18 protein-coding genes are annotated in these 17,032 nt (G+C 72.8%); 13 read left to right on the top strand and 5 right to left on the bottom strand.

The features are described 5' to 3' along the window. Positions 1 to 25: 25 nt before the first annotated feature. A complete protein-coding gene (locus tag RVR_RS07145; protein WP_202233040.1) occupies positions 26 to 1,318 on the top strand; it encodes a glycosyl hydrolase family 28-related protein in 1,293 nt (430 codons plus the stop codon). Positions 1,319 to 1,336: 18 nt separating this feature from the next. On the opposite strand, the gene RVR_RS07140 is transcribed toward RVR_RS07145, so the two are convergent. Then, positions 1,337 to 2,095, bottom strand: coding sequence for a GntR family transcriptional regulator (locus RVR_RS07140; RefSeq protein WP_202233039.1), 759 nt, complete (start codon positions 2,093 to 2,095; stop codon positions 1,337 to 1,339). A 177-nt stretch (positions 2,096 to 2,272) separates the two neighbouring features. Here RVR_RS07140 and RVR_RS07135 point away from each other — a divergent pair, with 177 nt between their 5' ends. Further along, on the top strand, positions 2,273 to 2,998 hold the full coding sequence (locus tag RVR_RS07135) for a hypothetical protein (protein WP_202233038.1): 726 nt from the start codon (positions 2,273 to 2,275) through the stop codon (positions 2,996 to 2,998). Here the strand turns inward: RVR_RS07135 and RVR_RS37390 are convergent. From RVR_RS37390 to RVR_RS07120, 4 genes are all read right to left on the bottom strand, one after another. Next, positions 2,976 to 3,155, bottom strand: a complete 180-nt coding sequence (locus RVR_RS37390) for a hypothetical protein (RefSeq protein ID WP_237404614.1) — start codon at positions 3,153 to 3,155, stop codon at positions 2,976 to 2,978. The genes RVR_RS07135 and RVR_RS37390 overlap by 23 nt on opposite strands. Before the next feature lie 24 nt (positions 3,156 to 3,179). Continuing rightward, on the bottom strand, positions 3,180 to 4,871 hold the full coding sequence (locus tag RVR_RS07130; RefSeq protein ID WP_202233037.1) for an MFS transporter: 1,692 nt from the start codon (positions 4,869 to 4,871) through the stop codon (positions 3,180 to 3,182). A 136-nt stretch (positions 4,872 to 5,007) separates the two neighbouring features. Next, entirely contained in the window at positions 5,008 to 5,811 is an 804-nt protein-coding gene (locus tag RVR_RS07125) for an ABC transporter permease (protein WP_202233036.1), read from the bottom strand. Between the two features lie 13 nt (positions 5,812 to 5,824). After that, complete coding sequence (locus RVR_RS07120) at positions 5,825 to 6,751, bottom strand: ABC transporter ATP-binding protein (RefSeq protein WP_202233035.1); 927 nt, start codon at positions 6,749 to 6,751, stop codon at positions 5,825 to 5,827. Positions 6,752 to 6,908: 157 nt separating this feature from the next. Here RVR_RS07120 and RVR_RS07115 point away from each other — a divergent pair, with 157 nt between their 5' ends. The 11 genes from RVR_RS07115 to RVR_RS07065 all read left to right on the top strand — a co-directional run bounded on the left by RVR_RS07115 (position 6,909) and on the right by RVR_RS07065 (position 16,943). Next, positions 6,909 to 7,805 (top strand): helix-turn-helix transcriptional regulator, encoded by an 897-nt coding sequence (locus tag RVR_RS07115; RefSeq protein WP_202233034.1) that lies wholly within the window; start codon positions 6,909 to 6,911, stop codon positions 7,803 to 7,805. Beyond that, positions 7,802 to 9,223: a Fe-S cluster assembly protein SufB gene (sufB, locus tag RVR_RS07110; protein ID WP_202233033.1), complete on the top strand. Its 1,422-nt coding sequence runs from the start codon at positions 7,802 to 7,804 to the stop codon at positions 9,221 to 9,223. Before RVR_RS07115 ends, sufB begins: the two co-directional genes overlap by 4 nt. A 62-nt stretch (positions 9,224 to 9,285) precedes the next feature. Beyond that, on the top strand, positions 9,286 to 10,467 hold the full coding sequence (gene sufD, locus RVR_RS07105) for a Fe-S cluster assembly protein SufD (protein ID WP_202233032.1): 1,182 nt from the start codon (positions 9,286 to 9,288) through the stop codon (positions 10,465 to 10,467). 8 nt (positions 10,468 to 10,475) lie between these two features. Next, positions 10,476 to 10,793: a bifunctional 3-phenylpropionate/cinnamic acid dioxygenase ferredoxin subunit gene (locus RVR_RS07100; protein ID WP_202238447.1), complete on the top strand. Its 318-nt coding sequence runs from the start codon at positions 10,476 to 10,478 to the stop codon at positions 10,791 to 10,793. 7 nt (positions 10,794 to 10,800) lie between these two features. Next, positions 10,801 to 11,565 (top strand): Fe-S cluster assembly ATPase SufC, encoded by a 765-nt coding sequence (gene sufC / locus RVR_RS07095; RefSeq protein ID WP_202233031.1) that lies wholly within the window; start codon positions 10,801 to 10,803, stop codon positions 11,563 to 11,565. A 23-nt stretch (positions 11,566 to 11,588) separates the two neighbouring features. Then, a complete protein-coding gene (locus tag RVR_RS07090; protein ID WP_430393222.1) occupies positions 11,589 to 12,839 on the top strand; it encodes a cysteine desulfurase in 1,251 nt (416 codons plus the stop codon). Between the two features lie 13 nt (positions 12,840 to 12,852). Then, complete coding sequence (gene sufU, locus RVR_RS07085; protein ID WP_202233029.1) at positions 12,853 to 13,308, top strand: Fe-S cluster assembly sulfur transfer protein SufU; 456 nt, start codon at positions 12,853 to 12,855, stop codon at positions 13,306 to 13,308. Beyond that, a complete protein-coding gene (locus tag RVR_RS07080; RefSeq protein WP_202233028.1) occupies positions 13,305 to 13,664 on the top strand; it encodes a metal-sulfur cluster assembly factor in 360 nt (119 codons plus the stop codon). Before sufU ends, RVR_RS07080 begins: the two co-directional genes overlap by 4 nt. Before the next feature lie 274 nt (positions 13,665 to 13,938). Then, positions 13,939 to 14,658: a DUF4232 domain-containing protein gene (locus RVR_RS07075; protein ID WP_202233027.1), complete on the top strand. Its 720-nt coding sequence runs from the start codon at positions 13,939 to 13,941 to the stop codon at positions 14,656 to 14,658. Positions 14,659 to 14,968: 310 nt separating this feature from the next. Further along, complete coding sequence (locus tag RVR_RS07070) at positions 14,969 to 15,412, top strand: hypothetical protein (protein ID WP_202233026.1); 444 nt, start codon at positions 14,969 to 14,971, stop codon at positions 15,410 to 15,412. A 208-nt stretch (positions 15,413 to 15,620) separates the two neighbouring features. Further along, complete coding sequence (locus RVR_RS07065) at positions 15,621 to 16,943, top strand: ricin-type beta-trefoil lectin domain protein (protein WP_202233025.1); 1,323 nt, start codon at positions 15,621 to 15,623, stop codon at positions 16,941 to 16,943. Positions 16,944 to 17,032: the final 89 nt, after the last annotated feature.

Genomic DNA, 17,032 nt, shown 5'->3' with positions numbered 1-17,032 from the left:
GACACGCTCAAGGGGAGGGGCCCGGATGACCGGCGAGCACCGCGACACCGTCAACCGTCGGCGGCTGCTGTACGGAGGCGCGGCGGCGCTGGCCGGGACCGGTGCGGCGGCCTGGGCGTCCGGCGCGTGGGAGGCGCCGGCGGCCGGGGCGGTCCCCCCGCAGCACCCCGGGTACGCCGACGTGGTGGCCGACTTCGGCGCCAAGGGCGACGGCACCACCGACGACAGCGCCGCGTTCGAGGCGGCCTACGCGTACGCCGAGAAGCGGGCGGCCGGCGGGACCGGCCGGACCGTGATCCTGGTGCCGCCCGGCCAGTACCGGGTGACGAAGCCCGGCGCGCTGCTGGCCGCCGACTCGCCGACCCACCAGGTCAACGGGCTGCGCTTCGTGGGCGCCGGGCTGCGGATCAGCGACATCGTCTTCGCGCCCGCCACCACCGACGGGCCCGACGGCGGCAGCTACCTGTGCCGCAACAACGACACGTGGCAGAACGTCTCGTTCGAGGGGCTGCGCTTCACCTCCGGCACCCCGGGGGCCTCGTTCTTCTACTCCTACTCCACCGGCGGCGCGGCCAACTACCGCTTCTCGGACTGCGAGTGGATGGGGGAGTGGGAGTACGGCATCGCGCTCGACGGCAGCAACACCAACTCCGAGATGCGGTGGGAGGCGTGCCGGGTGGGCGGCGCGTACCGCAAGGCGTTCCTGTACGCGGGGCTGTCGCTGCACTCGACCGACCGGGAGCAGCAGGACCAGTTCCTCAACTACTGGTTCACCGACATGAACGTCACCTACGAGTGGGGCAACTTCCTGGAGTTCCCCTACGGCGGTTCCGTGACCTGCCGCTCGGGCAGCTACATCGTCACCGGCCGCCGTCCCACCGCGCACCCCGACTACGGCTTCGAGAGCGCCTTCTTCCGCTTCCCGCGCCCCTCGCACTTCGACGGGGTGCAGCGCTTCCACGCCGAGGACATCCGCTTCGAACTGCGCGACGACGCGGTCGTGGTGATCGACTGCGCCTGGAACCGCGGCACCGTGCACTTCAACGACTGCGACGACACCGCGCACGCGTTCAAGTCCTTCTCCGACGCCCTGCGCGCCCACCGCTACACCCTCACGGACAACGGCCCGCTCGTCCGCTACGACTCCTGCCAACTGGTCGGCACCCACCAGTACCGCACCGCCTCCGGCGCCACCCCGCCGTCCTGCGTCCGCTACGACATGTGCCGCCTCGCCTCCCACCCGAGCGCGTCCTTCCTGGCCCTGGACGCCCACCAGGACCGCGACTTCGCCACGTTCGCCTCCTGCCTCCCCGCCTGACCCCACCCCGCCCGCCCCTCAGGCGTCGAAGTCGTACTCCAGGACGTAGGAGGCCGCGTCCATGGTCATCTCGTTGACCTCGACGGCTCTGCCGTCCGCGGTGAACGCGGTGCGGCAGACCAGGATCACGGGGGTGCCGGTGCCGAGTTCCAACCGATCGGCCTCGTCGGCGGAGGGCATCCGTGAGCGGATCTCCTCCCGGAAGTGGGCCGGGGCGTGGCCGAGTTCGGCGAGCCGGGCGTAGATGCCACCGGGGCCGGGGTCGGCGCTGGTGACGGCCGACCCGCTGACGAGTGCCGCCGGCAGGTACGAGGCGGCCAGCAGCACGGGTTTGCCGTCGAGGACGTACCGGCGCCTGCGCACGCAGACCGTGTCGCCGGCCGCGAGGGCCAGTACGCCGCCGATGCCGGCGGGCGCGGCTTCCTCGGTGACCCGCAGGTGGTCCACCACCGTTTCCCGGTCCTCGGTGTCGGCGGCCCAGATCGACCGCCCGTGGCCCCACCGGTTCTCGGCCACCCGCTCGATGCCGCGCCGCCGCAGCGGTCGGAAGGTGCGGACGAACACCCCGGCGCCCTTGCGGGATTCGGCGATCCCCTCGCTCTGGAGCACGCCGAGCGCCTGCCGAGCGGTCATCCGTGCCACCTCGTACGAGGCCATGAGGTCGTTCTCCCCCGGCAGCCGGTCGCCGGGACCGTATCGCCCGCGCGTGACAGCCTCGCGCAGATCATCGGCGATCCGCCGGTACTTCGCCCGACCACGCCCGCCTTCGCCGCCCATGCGCCTCCCGTCCCTCGTCCTCTCTAGACAGCATAAAGCGTGGTGCCTGGAGCGCCTGTTCGGGCCGGAAGAGCTCCGTTGACATCTCTAGAGATGTTGTCCAGAATCGGGATGTCTAGAGAAGTAGCGGTGTCTCGTGGACGACCTGACTGCCGCACGTCCCGGAAGGACATGCCCGTGACCGCCATCCCCGCACGAGAGAACGACGCTCGGCAGAGGGCCGACCGACGCCGCTTCGGGGCGTTCGCGCCGACGGAGCGCGTCCCCTTCGTGGCGTCCTGGTCCTCGGAGGCCGCGGAACAACCTGAGGTCACCATGCGGCGAGGCCGACTGGCCTACGTGGCGGAACGTCCGTACGACCGCGACAGCAACGGCATCCTCTGGCGCCGCGTGCCGAGCAGTCCGGGCCGGGGCAGGCCGCAGTACGGCAAGGTGCACTTCCTGCGCCAGCGACTCGCGATGGACGGGCTCCTCTGCCAGGTCTGCGGCTGCTCCGCGCGAGAGGACGCCGCCGCTGACGACGGTGTGCTCTGGCTGCTTCGGGACGACCCGGGGACGTGGTCGGAGGAGGTGGTCACCGGGCACCCGCCGGTGTGCCTTCCGTGCGCGTGGCAGTCGGTGCGGGCCTGCCCCCATCTGCGCGGGGGCTACGCGGCTGTGCGCGTACGCCGATTCGTGCCGAGCGGCGTGCACGGCGTCCTGTACCGGCCGGGCCTTCCGCGGCCCGTGCCCCAGGACGTGGGTGCCGTGGACTTCGGCGACGACCGCATGCCAGGGGTCCAGGCGGCCCAGCTGATGATGCGCCTGGAGGACTTCAGGACGGTCGACCTGGAGGCGGAGTGCCGGGCGAGGGGCCTCGGGGTGGGCGGGGGAGGAAGGGTCAGGGGGGCGGGCGCTGGCTGATTCCGGCGATGACCGTGGCGAGCTGGCGGTCGAAGCGTGCCTGGTCGTCGTGGCGGGCGTGGCCGGACGCCGAGACGAGGGGGGTCCCGGTGCCGAGCCGCCGGTCCCCGGCGGCGGACCGTTCGCCGGCTCCGGGGCCGACCGCCAGGCCGACCACCCGGGCCGACCGCCCGGTGGCCGGCTACCCGGGGGAGAGGAGGTGGCGGACCCGGGGGTCGGTGCGGGACAGGCCGCTGGCGCGGGCGGCCAGTTCGGCGTCATAGGCGGTGAGACGGGAGTCGTGCTGGCGCAGGTGCTCCTGCCAGGAGGGGACCTGGAAGGTCTCGACCCAGGTCGCGGGGTGCTCCGCGTCGCGGTACAGCGCCCAGTGGGAGGCGCCGGTGCGGCGGCGGGACACCGCGAGGGCGGCCATCGCCGCGCGGAAGTCGGCGAGGCGGTCGTCGGGCACGTCGTAGGCCACCTCGACCAGGACCGGGCCGTCCTCCGGGTCGTGGTCGAACGCCAGCATCGGTTCCGGCCAGGGCGCCACCACGTCGCGCGCGAAGGTGCCGGTGCGGGCCCGCATCGGCCAGACGGCGAGCGACAGCGCGGTCAGCAGGAGCAGTGCGGTGGCGGCCAGCAGCGTGGCGCGGGTGCTGGTGGCGTTCGCGACCAGGCCCCACACCAGGGAGCCGATGCCCTGGCCGCCCATGAAGACCATCAGATAGACCGCGAGGCCGCGGGCCCGGACCCAGGCCGGCAGGGCGAGTTGGAGGGTGGTGTTGAGCGTGGACAGCGCGTACAGCCAGCCGGCGCCGGTGACCACGAGGACCACCGCCACCACCACGGGCTGCGTGACCACGGCGGCGACCGCGCTGCCGGCGGCGAACGCGGCGCTGCTCAGTGCGAGCAGCACGTTGCGGTCCACGGCCGCGCGCACCCGCTTGACGCTGACGGCCCCCGCGATCGCGCCCACGCCCAGTGCCCCGAGCAGCAGGCCGTAGCCGCCCGCGCCCTGGTGCAGGCGCTGCGAGGACACCACCGGCAGCAGGCCCCACAGCGCGGAGGCGGGCAGCACGAACAGGGCCGCGCGCAGCATCACCCGGCGCACCCCGGGCGCGTTGCGGACGTAGCGGGTGCCCGCCGACAGCGCCGGGCGCATCCGCTCGGGGGCGCCCGCGGTGCGCGGCGCGGCGCGGTGCCAGGCCGTCAGGGCGGCGACCACCCCGAGGAACGAGACCGCGTTGATGCCGAACACGACGTCCGGGCCGGTCACGGCGACCAGCACGCCGGCCACGGCCGGGCCGACCGCGCGCGCCAGGTTGACGTTGAGGCTGCCGAGCGCGGCCGCGGCCGGGATCTGCGCGCGTGGCACGAGTTCGGGCTGGATCGCCTGCCAGCCGGGACCGGTCAGCGCGCTGCCGCACCCCATCAGGAAGACCAGGGCGATCAGCACGGTGGGGGTGGTCAGCCCGGCCGCGGTGAGGATCGCCAGCGCGGCGCTCACCGCCGTCATCGCGATCGACAGGGCCACCAGCAGGCGGCGGCGGTCCAGGACGTCGGCGAGGACGCCCGCGGGCAGCGACAGGAACAGGACCGGGAGCAGGGAGGCGGCCTGCACCAGGGAGGTCAGCGTCGGCGCGTTCGGCTGGTGGACGAGCATCCACTGGGCGCCGACCGTCTGCATCCAGGTGCCGACGTTCGAACCGAGCTGGGCGCACCACAGGGTGCGGTAGGTCGGCAGGCGCAGGGGCGCCCACGCCGAGGAGTCCGCGCCCTGCCCGCTGCCGCCGCCCCCGTCCGGGCCGTTCCCGCCGGTACGCCCGCCCGTGCCGCCCCCGCCCGTGCCGCCTCCGTCCGCGCCGCCCCCGCGCGGTTCCGCCTGCGCCGTCATGCCGTGCTCTCTCCTTCTCGGTACGCCATGGCGTAGCCACTCGCGGCGGAACCGGACGGACCGCCGTCATCCCGGCGGGACCCGCGGCGGCCCGGACCCGCTCCCACGTGTTCGCCCCTGCTCCCGCTGCTCCCCGCTACTCCCAGCGGAACCAGCGGCCCGCCGCCGCCAGGCCCACGACCGACCAGACCGCGAGGATGCCCAGGTCGGACCACGGAACCCCGGCGCCGTGCTGCAACACGTCGCGCAGGCCGTCCGAAAGGGCCGAGATCGGCAGCAGCTCCAGCACGTGCCGGACCGGCCCGCCGAACTTGTCCATGGGCACGATCACGCCGCCGCCGACCAGCAGCAGCAGGAAGACGAGGTTCGCGGCGGCGAGGGTGGCCTCGGCCTTCAGGGTGCCGGCCATCAGCAGGCCCAGCCCGGAGAACGCGGCGGTGCCGAGCAGCAGCAGGAGCAGCACGGCCGCCGGGTCGCCGTGCGGGGACCAGCCGAGGGCGAAGGCGATCACCACCAGCAGCACCGTCTGGAGCGCCTCGGTGACCAGGACCGAGCAGGTCTTCGCGGCCATCAGCGCCCACCGCGGCAGCGGCGAGGCGCCCAGCCGCTTCAGCACGCCGTAGCGGCGCTCGAAGCCGGTGGCGATGGCCTGCCCGGTGAACGCGGTGGACAGCACCGCCAGCGCGAGCACGCCGGGGGCGAGGAAGTCCACGGACTTGCCGGGGCCGGTGTCCACGACGTCCACCGCGCTGAACAGCACCAGCAGCAGCGTCGGGATGACCACGGTGAGCAGGAGCTGCTCGCCGTTGCGCAGCAGCATCCGCGTCTCCAGCAGCGCCTGCGCGCGGATCATCCGGGACAGCGGCGCCGCACCGGGCGCGGGCGCGAAGACCCCGGCGCCCGCCCCGGTGGCGTGCGCGGTGTCGGTGGTGAGGCTCATACCGGCAACTCCCTCAAACCCGCAGTTCCCTGCCGGTCAGTTCCAAGAAGACGTCCTCCAGGGTGCGCCGCTCCACCGCCAGGTGGTCGGGCATGACGCCGTGCTGGGCGCACCAGGAGGCGACGGTGGCCAGGAGCTGCGGGTCCACCGTGCCCTCGACGCGGTACGAGCCGGGGGACAGCTCGTCGGCGCGGGTGCCGGCGGGCAGGGCGTTGAGCAGCGAGGCGAGGTCCAGGGCGGGGCGGCCGGAGAAGCGCAGGGTGTTCTCGGCGCCGCCGCGGCACAGCTCCTCGGGGGTGCCTGCGGCGATGGCGCGGCCGGCGTCGATGATCGCCACCTGGTCGGCGAGCTGCTCGGCCTCGTCCATGAAGTGCGTGGTCAGGACCACGGTGACGCCGTCGGCGCGCAGCTCGCGGACCAGGTCCCAGGTGGCGTGCCGGGCCTGCGGGTCGAGGCCGGCGGTGGGCTCGTCGAGGAAGACCAGCTCCGGGCGCCCGACCACGGCCATCGCCAGCGCCAGGCGCTGCTGCTGGCCGCCGGACAGCCGGCGGTAGGCGGTGCGGCCGCAGCCCTCCAGCCCGAGCCGCTCGATCAGCAGGGCCGGGTCCACCGGGTCGGCGTGCAGCGTCGCGGCGTGCCGCAGCATCTCCTCGGCGCGGGCGCCGGGGTAGACGCCGCCGGACTGGAGCATCACGCCGATCCGGGGCCGCAGCTCGGCGCCCTGGGTGACCGGGTCGAGGCCGAGGACGCGGACGGTGCCGCCGTCGGGCCGCCGGTACCCCTCGCAGACCTCGACCGTGGTGGTCTTGCCGGCGCCGTTGGGGCCGAGCACGGCGGTGACGCTGCCGCGCGGCACCGTCAGGTCGAGGCCGTCGACCGCGGTCCTGGCGCCGTACCGCTTGACCAGACCGGCCACCTCGACCGCGGGCTCGTTTCGCATGGCCACGAGTCTAGGGAGGGCGGGAGGCAGCGCGGGCGGCAGGGCGGAAGCCGGCCGGGCGGGCGAAGGAAGTGAGGTGACCCTAAGTGATGCAGCCCACCGTGCAGGTGAGGGGTGGAGCTTGCTCCCGCTCGCCGAATTAAGCAACAATGGCGTTGTGAAATACGTAGGCGGTGCTGCCCCCAAGGCGGCGGAGGAGCCGACGACCGGTGAGCGGGGCACCCGCAACCGCGTCGCCAGCTCCATCCTGGGCCACGGGCCCTCCACCGCCGCGGACCTCGCCGAGCGGCTGGGCCTCACCCAGGCGGCGGTACGCCGCCACCTGGACGCGCTCGTCGCGGAGAACATCGTGGAGGCCCGCCAGCAGCGGGTCTACGGCAGCCGCGGCCGCGGCCGCCCCGCGAAGGTCTTCGCGCTCACCGACTGCGGCCGGGACGCCTTCGACCAGGCGTACGACCAGCTCGCCGCGGACGCGCTGGGCTGGATCGCCCAGTCCGCGGGCGGCGGCGAGCAGGGCGAGGCCGCGGTCACCGCGTTCGCGCGGGCCCGCGTGGCCGCCCAGGCCGAGCGCTACCGCGAGCTGGTCGACGCCGCCGCGCCCGAGGAGCGGGCGCAGGCCCTGGCCCGCGCACTGAGCGCGGACGGGTACGCTGCTACAGCGCGTAGCGCCCCCGGCCCGGCAGGGGAGCAGCTGTGCCAGCACCACTGCCCGGTGGCCCACGCCGCCGAGCAGTTCCCGCAGCTCTGCGAGGCGGAGGCCGAGGTCTTCTCCCGCCTGCTCGGGACGCACGTCCAGCGGCTCGCCACCATCGCGCACGGCGACGGGGTGTGCACCACGTTCATCCCGCGGGCCCACCAGTCGCGGGCCGGCGCGTCCCCCGACGAGCCGGCGGCACCCGCACCACCCGTTCGACCACCCGCAGCACCGGCCGATCCGGCCGCGGCGCCCGCGACCCCCGCGGAGCCCGCCGTGCCGGCGGCCGCCGCACCACCCGCAGCACCAGCACGCACAGACCACGCACCAGTCAGCACGTCCGGGAGGAACCCCGCATGACTGCTCCCACGGAGACCACTCACCCGGAGCTCGAAGGCATCGGCACCTACGAGTACGGCTGGGCCGACACCGACACCGCCGGCGCCGCCGCCAAGCGCGGCCTGTCGGAGGAGGTCGTCCGCGACATCTCCGCGAAGAAGTCCGAGCCGGAGTGGATGCTGAAGATGCGGCTCAAGGGGCTGCGGCTGTTCGGCAAGAAGCCGATGCCCACCTGGGGCAGCGACCTCACCGGCATCGACTTCGACAACATCAAGTACTTCGTGCGGTCCACCGAGAAGCAGGCGGAGTCCTGGGAGGACCTGCCCGAGGACATCAAGAACACCTACGACAAGCTCGGCATCCCGGAGGCGGAGAAGCAGCGCCTGGTCGCCGGCGTCGCCGCGCAGTACGAGTCCGAGGTCGTCTACCACCAGATCCGCGAGGACCTGGAGGAGCAGGGCGTCATCTTCCTGGACACCGACACCGCGCTCAAGCAGCACCCGGAGCTGTTCCAGGAGTACTTCGGCACCGTCATCCCCGCCGGCGACAACAAGTTCGCCTCGCTGAACACGGCGGTGTGGTCGGGCGGCTCGTTCATCTACGTGCCGAAGGGCGTGCACGTGGAGATCCCGCTCCAGGCGTACTTCCGGATCAACACCGAGAACATGGGCCAGTTCGAGCGGACCCTGATCATCGTGGACGAGGACGCCTACGTCCACTACGTCGAGGGCTGCACCGCGCCGATCTACAAGTCGGACTCGCTGCACTCCGCGGTGGTCGAGATCATCGTCAAGAAGGGCGGCCGCTGCCGCTACACGACCATCCAGAACTGGTCGAACAACGTCTACAACCTGGTCACCAAGCGCGCCGTGGCCTACGAGGGCGCGACCATGGAGTGGATCGACGGCAACATCGGCTCCAAGGTGACCATGAAGTACCCCGCGGTCTACCTGATGGGCGAGCACGCCAAGGGCGAGACGCTGTCCATCGCCTTCGCCGGCGAGGGCCAGCACCAGGACGCCGGCGCCAAGATGGTGCACATGGCGCCGAACACGTCGTCCAACATCGTCTCCAAGTCGGTGGCGCGCGGCGGCGGCCGCACCTCCTACCGCGGCCTGATCGAGATCGGCGAGGGCTCCACCGGCGCGAAGTCCAACGTGCTGTGCGACGCCCTGCTGGTGGACACCGTCTCCCGCTCCGACACGTACCCGTACGTGGACGTGCGCGAGGACGACGTGTCGATGGGCCACGAGGCGACCGTCTCCAAGGTCTCGGACGACCAGCTCTTCTACCTGATGAGCCGGGGCATGACCGAGTTCGAGGCCATGGCCATGATCGTGCGGGGCTTCGTCGAGCCGATCGCCAAGGAGCTGCCGATGGAGTACGCCCTGGAACTCAACCGGCTGATCGAGCTGCAGATGGAGGGCGCGGTCGGCTGACCCGGGCCGCCCGCCACCCCCGCACCGAGCGAAGCAATCCAACGAGGAGCAGCAGTACAGCTATGGCCGAGAACACCCCTGCGGGCAGCACCACGGACGGTGCCATCACGGTGGGGCAGCCGACCGAGCAGCCCGCCGACGCCCGGGTCAGCGCCGCCCCGTCGTACGACGTGGCCGACTTCCCCGTGCCGACCGGGCGCGAGGAGGAATGGCGCTTCACGCCGCTGGCCCGGCTGCGCGGCCTGCACGACGGCACCGCGGAGGCGACCGGCTCGCTGCGCGTCGAGGTGACCGCGCCCGACGGCGTCGTCGTGGAGACCGTGGACCGCACCGACCCGCGGATCGGCAAGGCCGGCAAGCCGGTCGACCGCGTCGCCGCCCAGGCGTTCAGCGCGTTCGAGAAGGCGTCGGTGGTCAGCGTCCCCAAGGACACCGTGCTCACCGAGCCGGTCCGGATCGCCGTGCACGGCGAGGGCGGCGTCGCCTACGGTCACCAGGTCGTGGAGATCGGCGCGTTCGCCGAGGCCGTGGTGGTGCTGGACCACACCGGCGACACCACGCTCGCGGCCAACGTCGAGTTCCTGGTCGGCGACGGTGCCAAACTCACCGTGGTCTCCGTCCAGGACTGGGCCGACACCGCCGTGCACGCCGCGCAGCACACCGCGCTGCTCGGCCGCGACGCCGGCTTCAAGTCCGTGGTCGTCACCTTCGGCGGCGACCTGGTCCGGCTGCACCCCCGGGTGGTCTACGGCGCCACCGGCGGCGAGGCCGACCTGTTCGGGCTGTACTTCACCGACCGCGGCCAGCACCAGGAGCACCGCCTGTTCATCGACCACGACACGCCGCACTGCCGGTCCAACGTGGCGTACAAGGGCGCGCTCCAGGGCCAGGACGCGCACGCGGTGTGGATCGGCGACGTGCTGATCCGGGCCGCGGCCGAGGGCACCGACACCTACGAGCTGAACCGCAACCTCGTCCTCACCGACGGCGCCCGGGTGGACTCGGTGCCCAACCTGGAGATCGAGACCGGCGAGATCGTCGGCGCCGGACACGCGTCGGCGACCGGCCGCTTCGACGACGAGCAGCTCTTCTACCTGATGAGCCGCGGCATCCACACCGAGGACGCCCGCCGCCTGGTGGTGCGCGGCTTCTTCGGCGAGCTGGTCCAGCAGATCGGACTGCCCGACCTGGAGGAGCGGCTGATGGCGAAGATCGACGCGGAACTCGAGGCGGCGGTCGGATGACCAGCACCGTGCCCTTCGTCCGCGCCTGCGCGCTCAGCGAGCTGGAGGACGACACCCCGCACCGCGTCGAGATCGACGGTGTGCCGGTCTCGGTCGTCCGCACCGAGGGCGAGGTGTTCGCGATCAACGACATCTGCTCGCACGCCAACGTCTCGCTGTCCGAGGGCGAGGTGGAGGACTGCCAGATCGAGTGCTGGCTGCACGGCTCCAGCTTCGACCTGCGCACCGGCAAGCCGTCCGGGCTGCCCGCCACCCGGCCCGTTCCCGTATACCCCGTCAAGATCGTTGGGGACGACGTGCTCGTCTCCGTCACCCAGGAGTCCTGAGTCACCCATGGCCACGCTTGAAATCCGCGACCTGCACGTCACCGTCGAAGCCGACAACGCCACCAAGGAGATCCTCAAGGGCGTCGACCTCACGGTGAAACAGGGCGAGACCCACGCCATCATGGGCCCCAACGGCTCCGGCAAGTCCACCCTGGCCTACTCCCTGGCCGGGCACCCCAAGTACACCGTCACCGGCGGCAGCGTCACCCTCGACGGCGAGGACGTGCTGGCGATGAGCGTCGACGAGCGGGCCCGGGCCGGCGTCTTCCTCGCCATGCAGTACCCGGTCGAGATCCCCGGCGTCTCGGTCTCCAACTTCCTGCGCACCTCCGCCACCGCCATCCGCGGTGAGGCCCCCAAGCTGCGCACGTGGGTGAAGGAGGTCAAGGAGACCATGGAGCAACTGCACATGGATCCCTCGTTCGCCGAGCGCAACGTCAACGAGGGCTTCTCCGGCGGCGAGAAGAAGCGCCACGAGATCCTCCAGCTCGAACTGCTCAAGCCGAAGATCGCGATCCTCGACGAGACCGACTCCGGCCTCGACGTCGACGCGCTGCGGATCGTCTCCGAAGGCGTCAACCGGGTCCGCGAGCAAGGCGAGGTCGGCACCCTGCTGATCACGCACTACACGCGCATCCTGCGCTACATCAAGCCCGACTTCGTGCACGTCTTCTCGGCCGGCCGGATCGTCGAGTCCGGCGGCGCCGAGCTCGCCGACAAGCTGGAGGAAGAGGGCTACGAGTCCTACGTGAAGGGTGGCGCTGCCGCGTGACTTCGACCTCGCCGGCCGGCAGGGTGCCGGCCGGCCTCCTCGACACCGAGGCGATCCGCAAGGACTTCCCGATCCTGGACCGCCTGGTCCACGACGACCGCCGCCTGGTCTACCTCGACAACGCGGCCACCTCGCAGAAGCCGCGCCAGGTGCTGGACACCCTCAGCGCCTACTACGAGCGGTCCAACGCCAACGTGCACCGCGGTGTCCACGTGCTCGCCGAGGAGGCCACCGCGCTGTACGAAGGCGCCCGCGACAAGATCGCGGCCTTCGTCAACGCACCCAGCCGCGACGAGGTGATCTTCACCAAGAACGCGTCGGAGTCGCTGAACCTGGTGGCGAACATGCTGGGCTGGGCCGACGAGCCCTACCGCGTGGACGGCGACACCGAGATCGTCATCACCGAGATGGAGCACCACTCCAACATCGTGCCGTGGCAACTGCTGTCGCAGCGCACCGGCGCGAAGCTGAAGTGGTTCGGCCTGACCGACGACGGCCGGCTGGACCTGTCGGACATCGAGCAGGTCATCACCGAGAAGACGAAGATCGTCTCCTTCGTGCTGGTGTCCAACATCCTCGGCACCGTCAACCCGGTCGAGGCGATCGTGCGCCGCGCCCAGCAGGTCGGCGCGCTGGTCCTCATCGACGCCTCGCAGGCCGCGCCGCACATGCCGCTGGACGTCCAGGCGCTCGGCGCGGACTTCGTCGCCTTCACCGGGCACAAGATGCTCGGCCCGACCGGCATCGGTGTGCTGTGGGGACGCCAGGAGCTGCTGGAGGACCTGCCGCCGTTCCTCGGCGGCGGCGAGATGATCGAGACCGTCTCGATGCACTCCTCCACGTACGCGCCCGCGCCGCACAAGTTCGAGGCGGGCACGCCGCCGATCGCCCAGGCGGTCGGCCTCGGCGCGGCCGTGGACTACCTCAACGCGCTCGGCATGGAGAACGTCGCCGCGCACGAGCACGCCATCACCGAGTACGCCCTCGGACGGCTGCTGGAGGTCCCCGGCCTGCGGATCATCGGGCCGACCACCGGTGAGGACCGCGGCGCCTCGATCTCCTTCACGCTCGGCGACATCCACCCGCACGACGTCGGGCAGGTGCTGGACGAGCAGGGCATCGCGGTCCGGGTCGGCCACCACTGCGCCCGCCCGGTGTGCCTGAGGTACGGAATTCCTGCGACGACGCGAGCGTCGTTCTATCTGTACTCCACCCCGGCCGAGGTCGACGCCCTGGTCGAGGGGCTGGAGCAGGTCCGGAACTTCTTCGGCTGATGGCGGTGCTGCTGTGAAACTCGACTCGATGTACCAGGACGTGATCCTGGACCACTACAAGCACCCGCACGGCCGCGGGCTGCGCGACGGCCAGGCCGAGGTGCACCACGTCAACCCCACCTGCGGTGACGAGGTCACGCTGCGGGTGCGGCTGGACGGCAGCGTGATCGGGGACATCTCCTACGAGGGGCAGGGCTGCTCGATCAGCCAGGCCAGCGCCTCGGTGCTGAACGACCTGCTGGTCGGCAAGGAGATCGCCGAGGCGCAGAAGATCCAGGAGACCTTCCTGGAGCTGATGCAGTCCCGCGGCCGCATCGAGCCCGACGACGCGATGGAGGAGGTGCTGGAGGACGCCGTCGCGTTCGCCGGCGTCTCCAAGTACCCCGCCCGCGTGAAGTGTGCCCTGCTGAGCTGGATGGCATGGAAGGACGCCACCGCCCAGGCGCTGGCTGAAGGGAAGCCCGCATGACCGAGAACGCCGTGCCCGACACGGTACCCAACGGCCTGAGCACCACCCCGGCCTCCGAGGAGGAGGTGCGCGAGGCGCTCTACGACGTCGTCGACCCCGAGCTGGGGATCGACGTGGTCAACCTCGGCCTGATCTACGGCATCCACATCGACGACACCAACGTCGCCACCCTCGACATGACGCTCACCTCGGCGGCCTGCCCGCTGACCGACGTCATCGAGGAGCAGGCGACCTCGGCGACCGAGGGCATCGTGCGCGACCTCAAGATCAACTGGGTCTGGATGCCGCCGTGGGGCCCGGACAAGATCACCGACGACGGCCGCGAGCAGTTGCGCGCCCTCGGCTTCAACGTCTGATCCGTCCGGCCGGCCCCGTCGGCCCGCGACCTCGGTGACGGGCGGTCGCCGCGTGAACACGCGGCGACCGCCCGTTCGTCGTCCCCGGGGAGGCCCGGCGGCGCCGGTTCGTCCGCTTCCGTCACGATGGCCGGAGGGATGTCGCGGCGGATGCCCCGTTGTGTCCCCGCTGTGTAACGAGACCCGGACGGCCGCTGACATGCCGAATCTGTGGGTACACGATCAACGGAGGCGCACCACACGCCTCAGTGACCGCACAGGAAAGGCAAGGACCATGCGCACCAGGACCGTCAGGACCGGAACCCTCGTCGTCGTGCTCGCCACCGCCGGCCTCGCGCTCGCGGCCTGCGGACCGGACGACAGCAACGCGTCCGACACCTCCGACGCCGCGTCCTCCGCCAGTGCCTCGGCGCCGTCCGGGACGAGCACTCCGCCCGGCGACGACTCGGCGGACGGGCAGACCGCCCAGCCGGCCACCGTCGGCGGCAGCGGTGCGGGTACGACGGCCGTCGGCGGGTCGGGCGGGACGAGCGGCGGGTCCGGCAGCACCGCCTCGGCCGGCACCACGGTGCCCGGCTGCGCCACCGGCCAGCTGAAGGCGACCACCGCCAACTTCTCCACCGGTGCGGGCAGTACCGGTTTCCAGATCGTCTTCCAGAACACCGGCTCCTCGCCCTGCACCCTCTCGGGCTACCCCGGGGTGTCCTTCGTGAAGGCCCACGACGTGCAGCTCGGCAAGGCGGCCACGCGCACCGCCGACACCCCCGCCACCCGGGTCACCCTCATCCCGAACGCGCACGCCTACGCCGACGTGCAGACCGTCAACGGCGAGGGCGGCTACTCCGCGGGCACCTGCGACCTGACCACCGTGCCGTCCCTGCGCGTCTACCCGCCGAACCAGAAGGCGTCCCTCGACATCCCGTGGAACAAGCAGGAGTGCGTGGGCTCCTCGGTGCAGAACCTGCGGGTCGGCCCGGTGCACGGCAACAAGTAGAGGCCGCGGCGGACCCGTCCGCCGGACGGCCCCCGGGACGTGTCCGCACAGCCCGCCCGGCCGGCGGCGCTCGGGGTGCCTCCCAGCCGGAGGGTGTGCGGGAGCACCAGATAACCCCTGGCCCGCCCTCCGGGCGCACGACCGGACTGTGCGGGACGCGCCCCAGGAGGTGGTGTCGGACCCCTTGGCGGTGTCAACGCGGGCTGCTAGCTTCCCCCTTGACACTTTGACAACGTTGCCATCACTGGTCACGTTCCGGCACGCCGCCGGTGCCGCTCCGGCGGGCCCGGGGGCGAGAGGAGTGGACGCCATGGAGTCGGTCACGGCGGCGCGGGAGCCCGGGCGCGGAGCACGACGCGGGCCGGACCACCCCACCGGACGCGGTGTCCTGGGAACCGCCTGCACCCGCGCGGTGGGCGGCGGCCCGCGGACCGGCGGCGACGGCACCGCCTCCCACCCCGCCTCGCAGCCGGACCAGGCGTGCTCGGCGACCGGAGACCGGCGGACGGTCCTCGCCGGGCCGAGCGGGGCCGACCGCACCGAGCGGGGCCCGCGGCCTTCGCCGCCGCTGCCGGCCGGCCGGGGGCGGGCGCCCCTCTCCGGGCCGCCGTACCGCGGCGCGCCCGTCGACGTCGCACCGCGCGGGTCCGGCACCCGGGTGCACGCGTGCGCGGTGGACGGCCGCCGCCCCGCCCCGCCCCTGCCCGCCGGCGCGACCGGCCGCCACACGGTGGGGGCCGTCCTCGGCGGCTGACGGCCGCCCACCCTTCTCCCGCGCACCGGGTGCCGCCAGGCCCCGGTGCGCGGCGAGTCAGGCGCACGAAGCACGGTCCGCGGTCCGCGGTCCGCGGTGTGCAGTGCGCAGTTCGCAGAGCACGGAGCACGGAGCACGGAGCACGAGCACAAGCACGGCGCGCAGTGTCCTCGGAGCCGCGGTGCGGCTCCCCATGGTTGGAGGTGGCATGGGAACTTCTCGGCAGAGCGGAAGGCCGGCGGCCGGGCGGCGGCGGGTGTGGGTGCCCGCCGGCGTCGCGGCGGCGCTGGCGGCCTCGGCGGTGCTCCTGGCACCCGCCGCGTTCGCCGGCACCCCGGCGGCGCCCTCGGCGGGCCGGGCGGTGACCCCGGCGGCGACCGCCGCGGGGCTGGACTACGTGGCGATGGGCAGCTCGTTCGCGGCCGGCCCGGGCATCCCGCCGAGCCAGACCGGCACCGGCGCGGCGGCCTGCGCCCGGTCGCAGAACAACTACGCCAGCGAGGTGGCGCGCGACATCGGCGCGAACCTCACCGACGCCTCGTGCAGCGGGGCGACGACGGCGAACGTGCTGACCACCGACCAGGCGGGCCAGCCGCCGCAGATCGACGCGGTCACCAGCTCCACCAAACTCGTCACCGTCACCATCGGCGGCAACGACGTGGACTACCTGGGCAGCATCGACTCCTACTCCTGCCAGACCGGCGGCGGTTCCAACTGCGGCAGCGTGGACCGCACGTCGATCGACCAGACCTTCGGGGTGCTGGCCGGGCGGCTGGAGAACGTGGTCACCGCGGTGCACGCCACCGCCCCGCAGGCGAAGGTGCTGTTCGTCAACTACTTCACCATCCTGCCGGACTCCGGGGTGTGCACCGGGGTGCCGCTCACCGCCGACCAGGCCGCCTACGAGCGCAGCATCGCGTCCCGGCTGGTGGACGCGACGGCGACGGCCGCCGCCGCGACCGGCGCCACCCTGGTGGACCTGGCCGCCGCGAGCCACGGCCACGACGCCTGTGCGGCCACCCCGTGGGTGGAGACGTACACGCCCGCCGCCGGCCGTTCGCAGTACCACCCGAACGAGGCCGGGATGAGCGGGGCGGCCGCGCTGGTGGAGTCCGCGCTCGCCTCGACCGGCCAGACCGCCACCGGTCCGGTCGCCGCCGGGATCGCGGGCAAGTGCCTGGACGTCGCCAACTCCGGGACCACCAACGGCACGCACGTCCAACTGTGGGGGTGCAACGGCACCGGCGCGCAGAAGTGGACGGCGGTGCCCGGCGCGGGCGGCACGCTGCGCGCGCTCGGCGGCTGCCTGGACGTCAGCGGCAGCGGCACCGCCGACGGCACCCTGGTGCAGTGGTGGCAGTGCAACGGCACCGGCGCGCAGCGCTGGCTGCCGGGCGCGAACGGCTCCCTGGTCAACCCGGAGTCGGGGCGCTGCCTGGACGACCCGAACGCCTCGACGGCCGACGGCACGCAGTTGCAGATCTGGGACTGCAACGGCACCGGCGCGCAGCACTGGACGCTGCCGAGCTGACGCGCGGCGGGTCCGCCCGCCGACCCGGGAACGAGGGGGGCGGGTGCCGCGCGCGGCACCCGCCCCCGGCCGTGGCCCGTCCCGGTCCC

The organism is Streptomyces sp. SN-593, assembly GCF_016756395.1.
Classification (GTDB): domain Bacteria; phylum Actinomycetota; class Actinomycetes; order Streptomycetales; family Streptomycetaceae; genus Actinacidiphila; species Actinacidiphila reveromycinica.
This window is presented reverse-complemented; position numbering and strand designations above follow the sequence as displayed.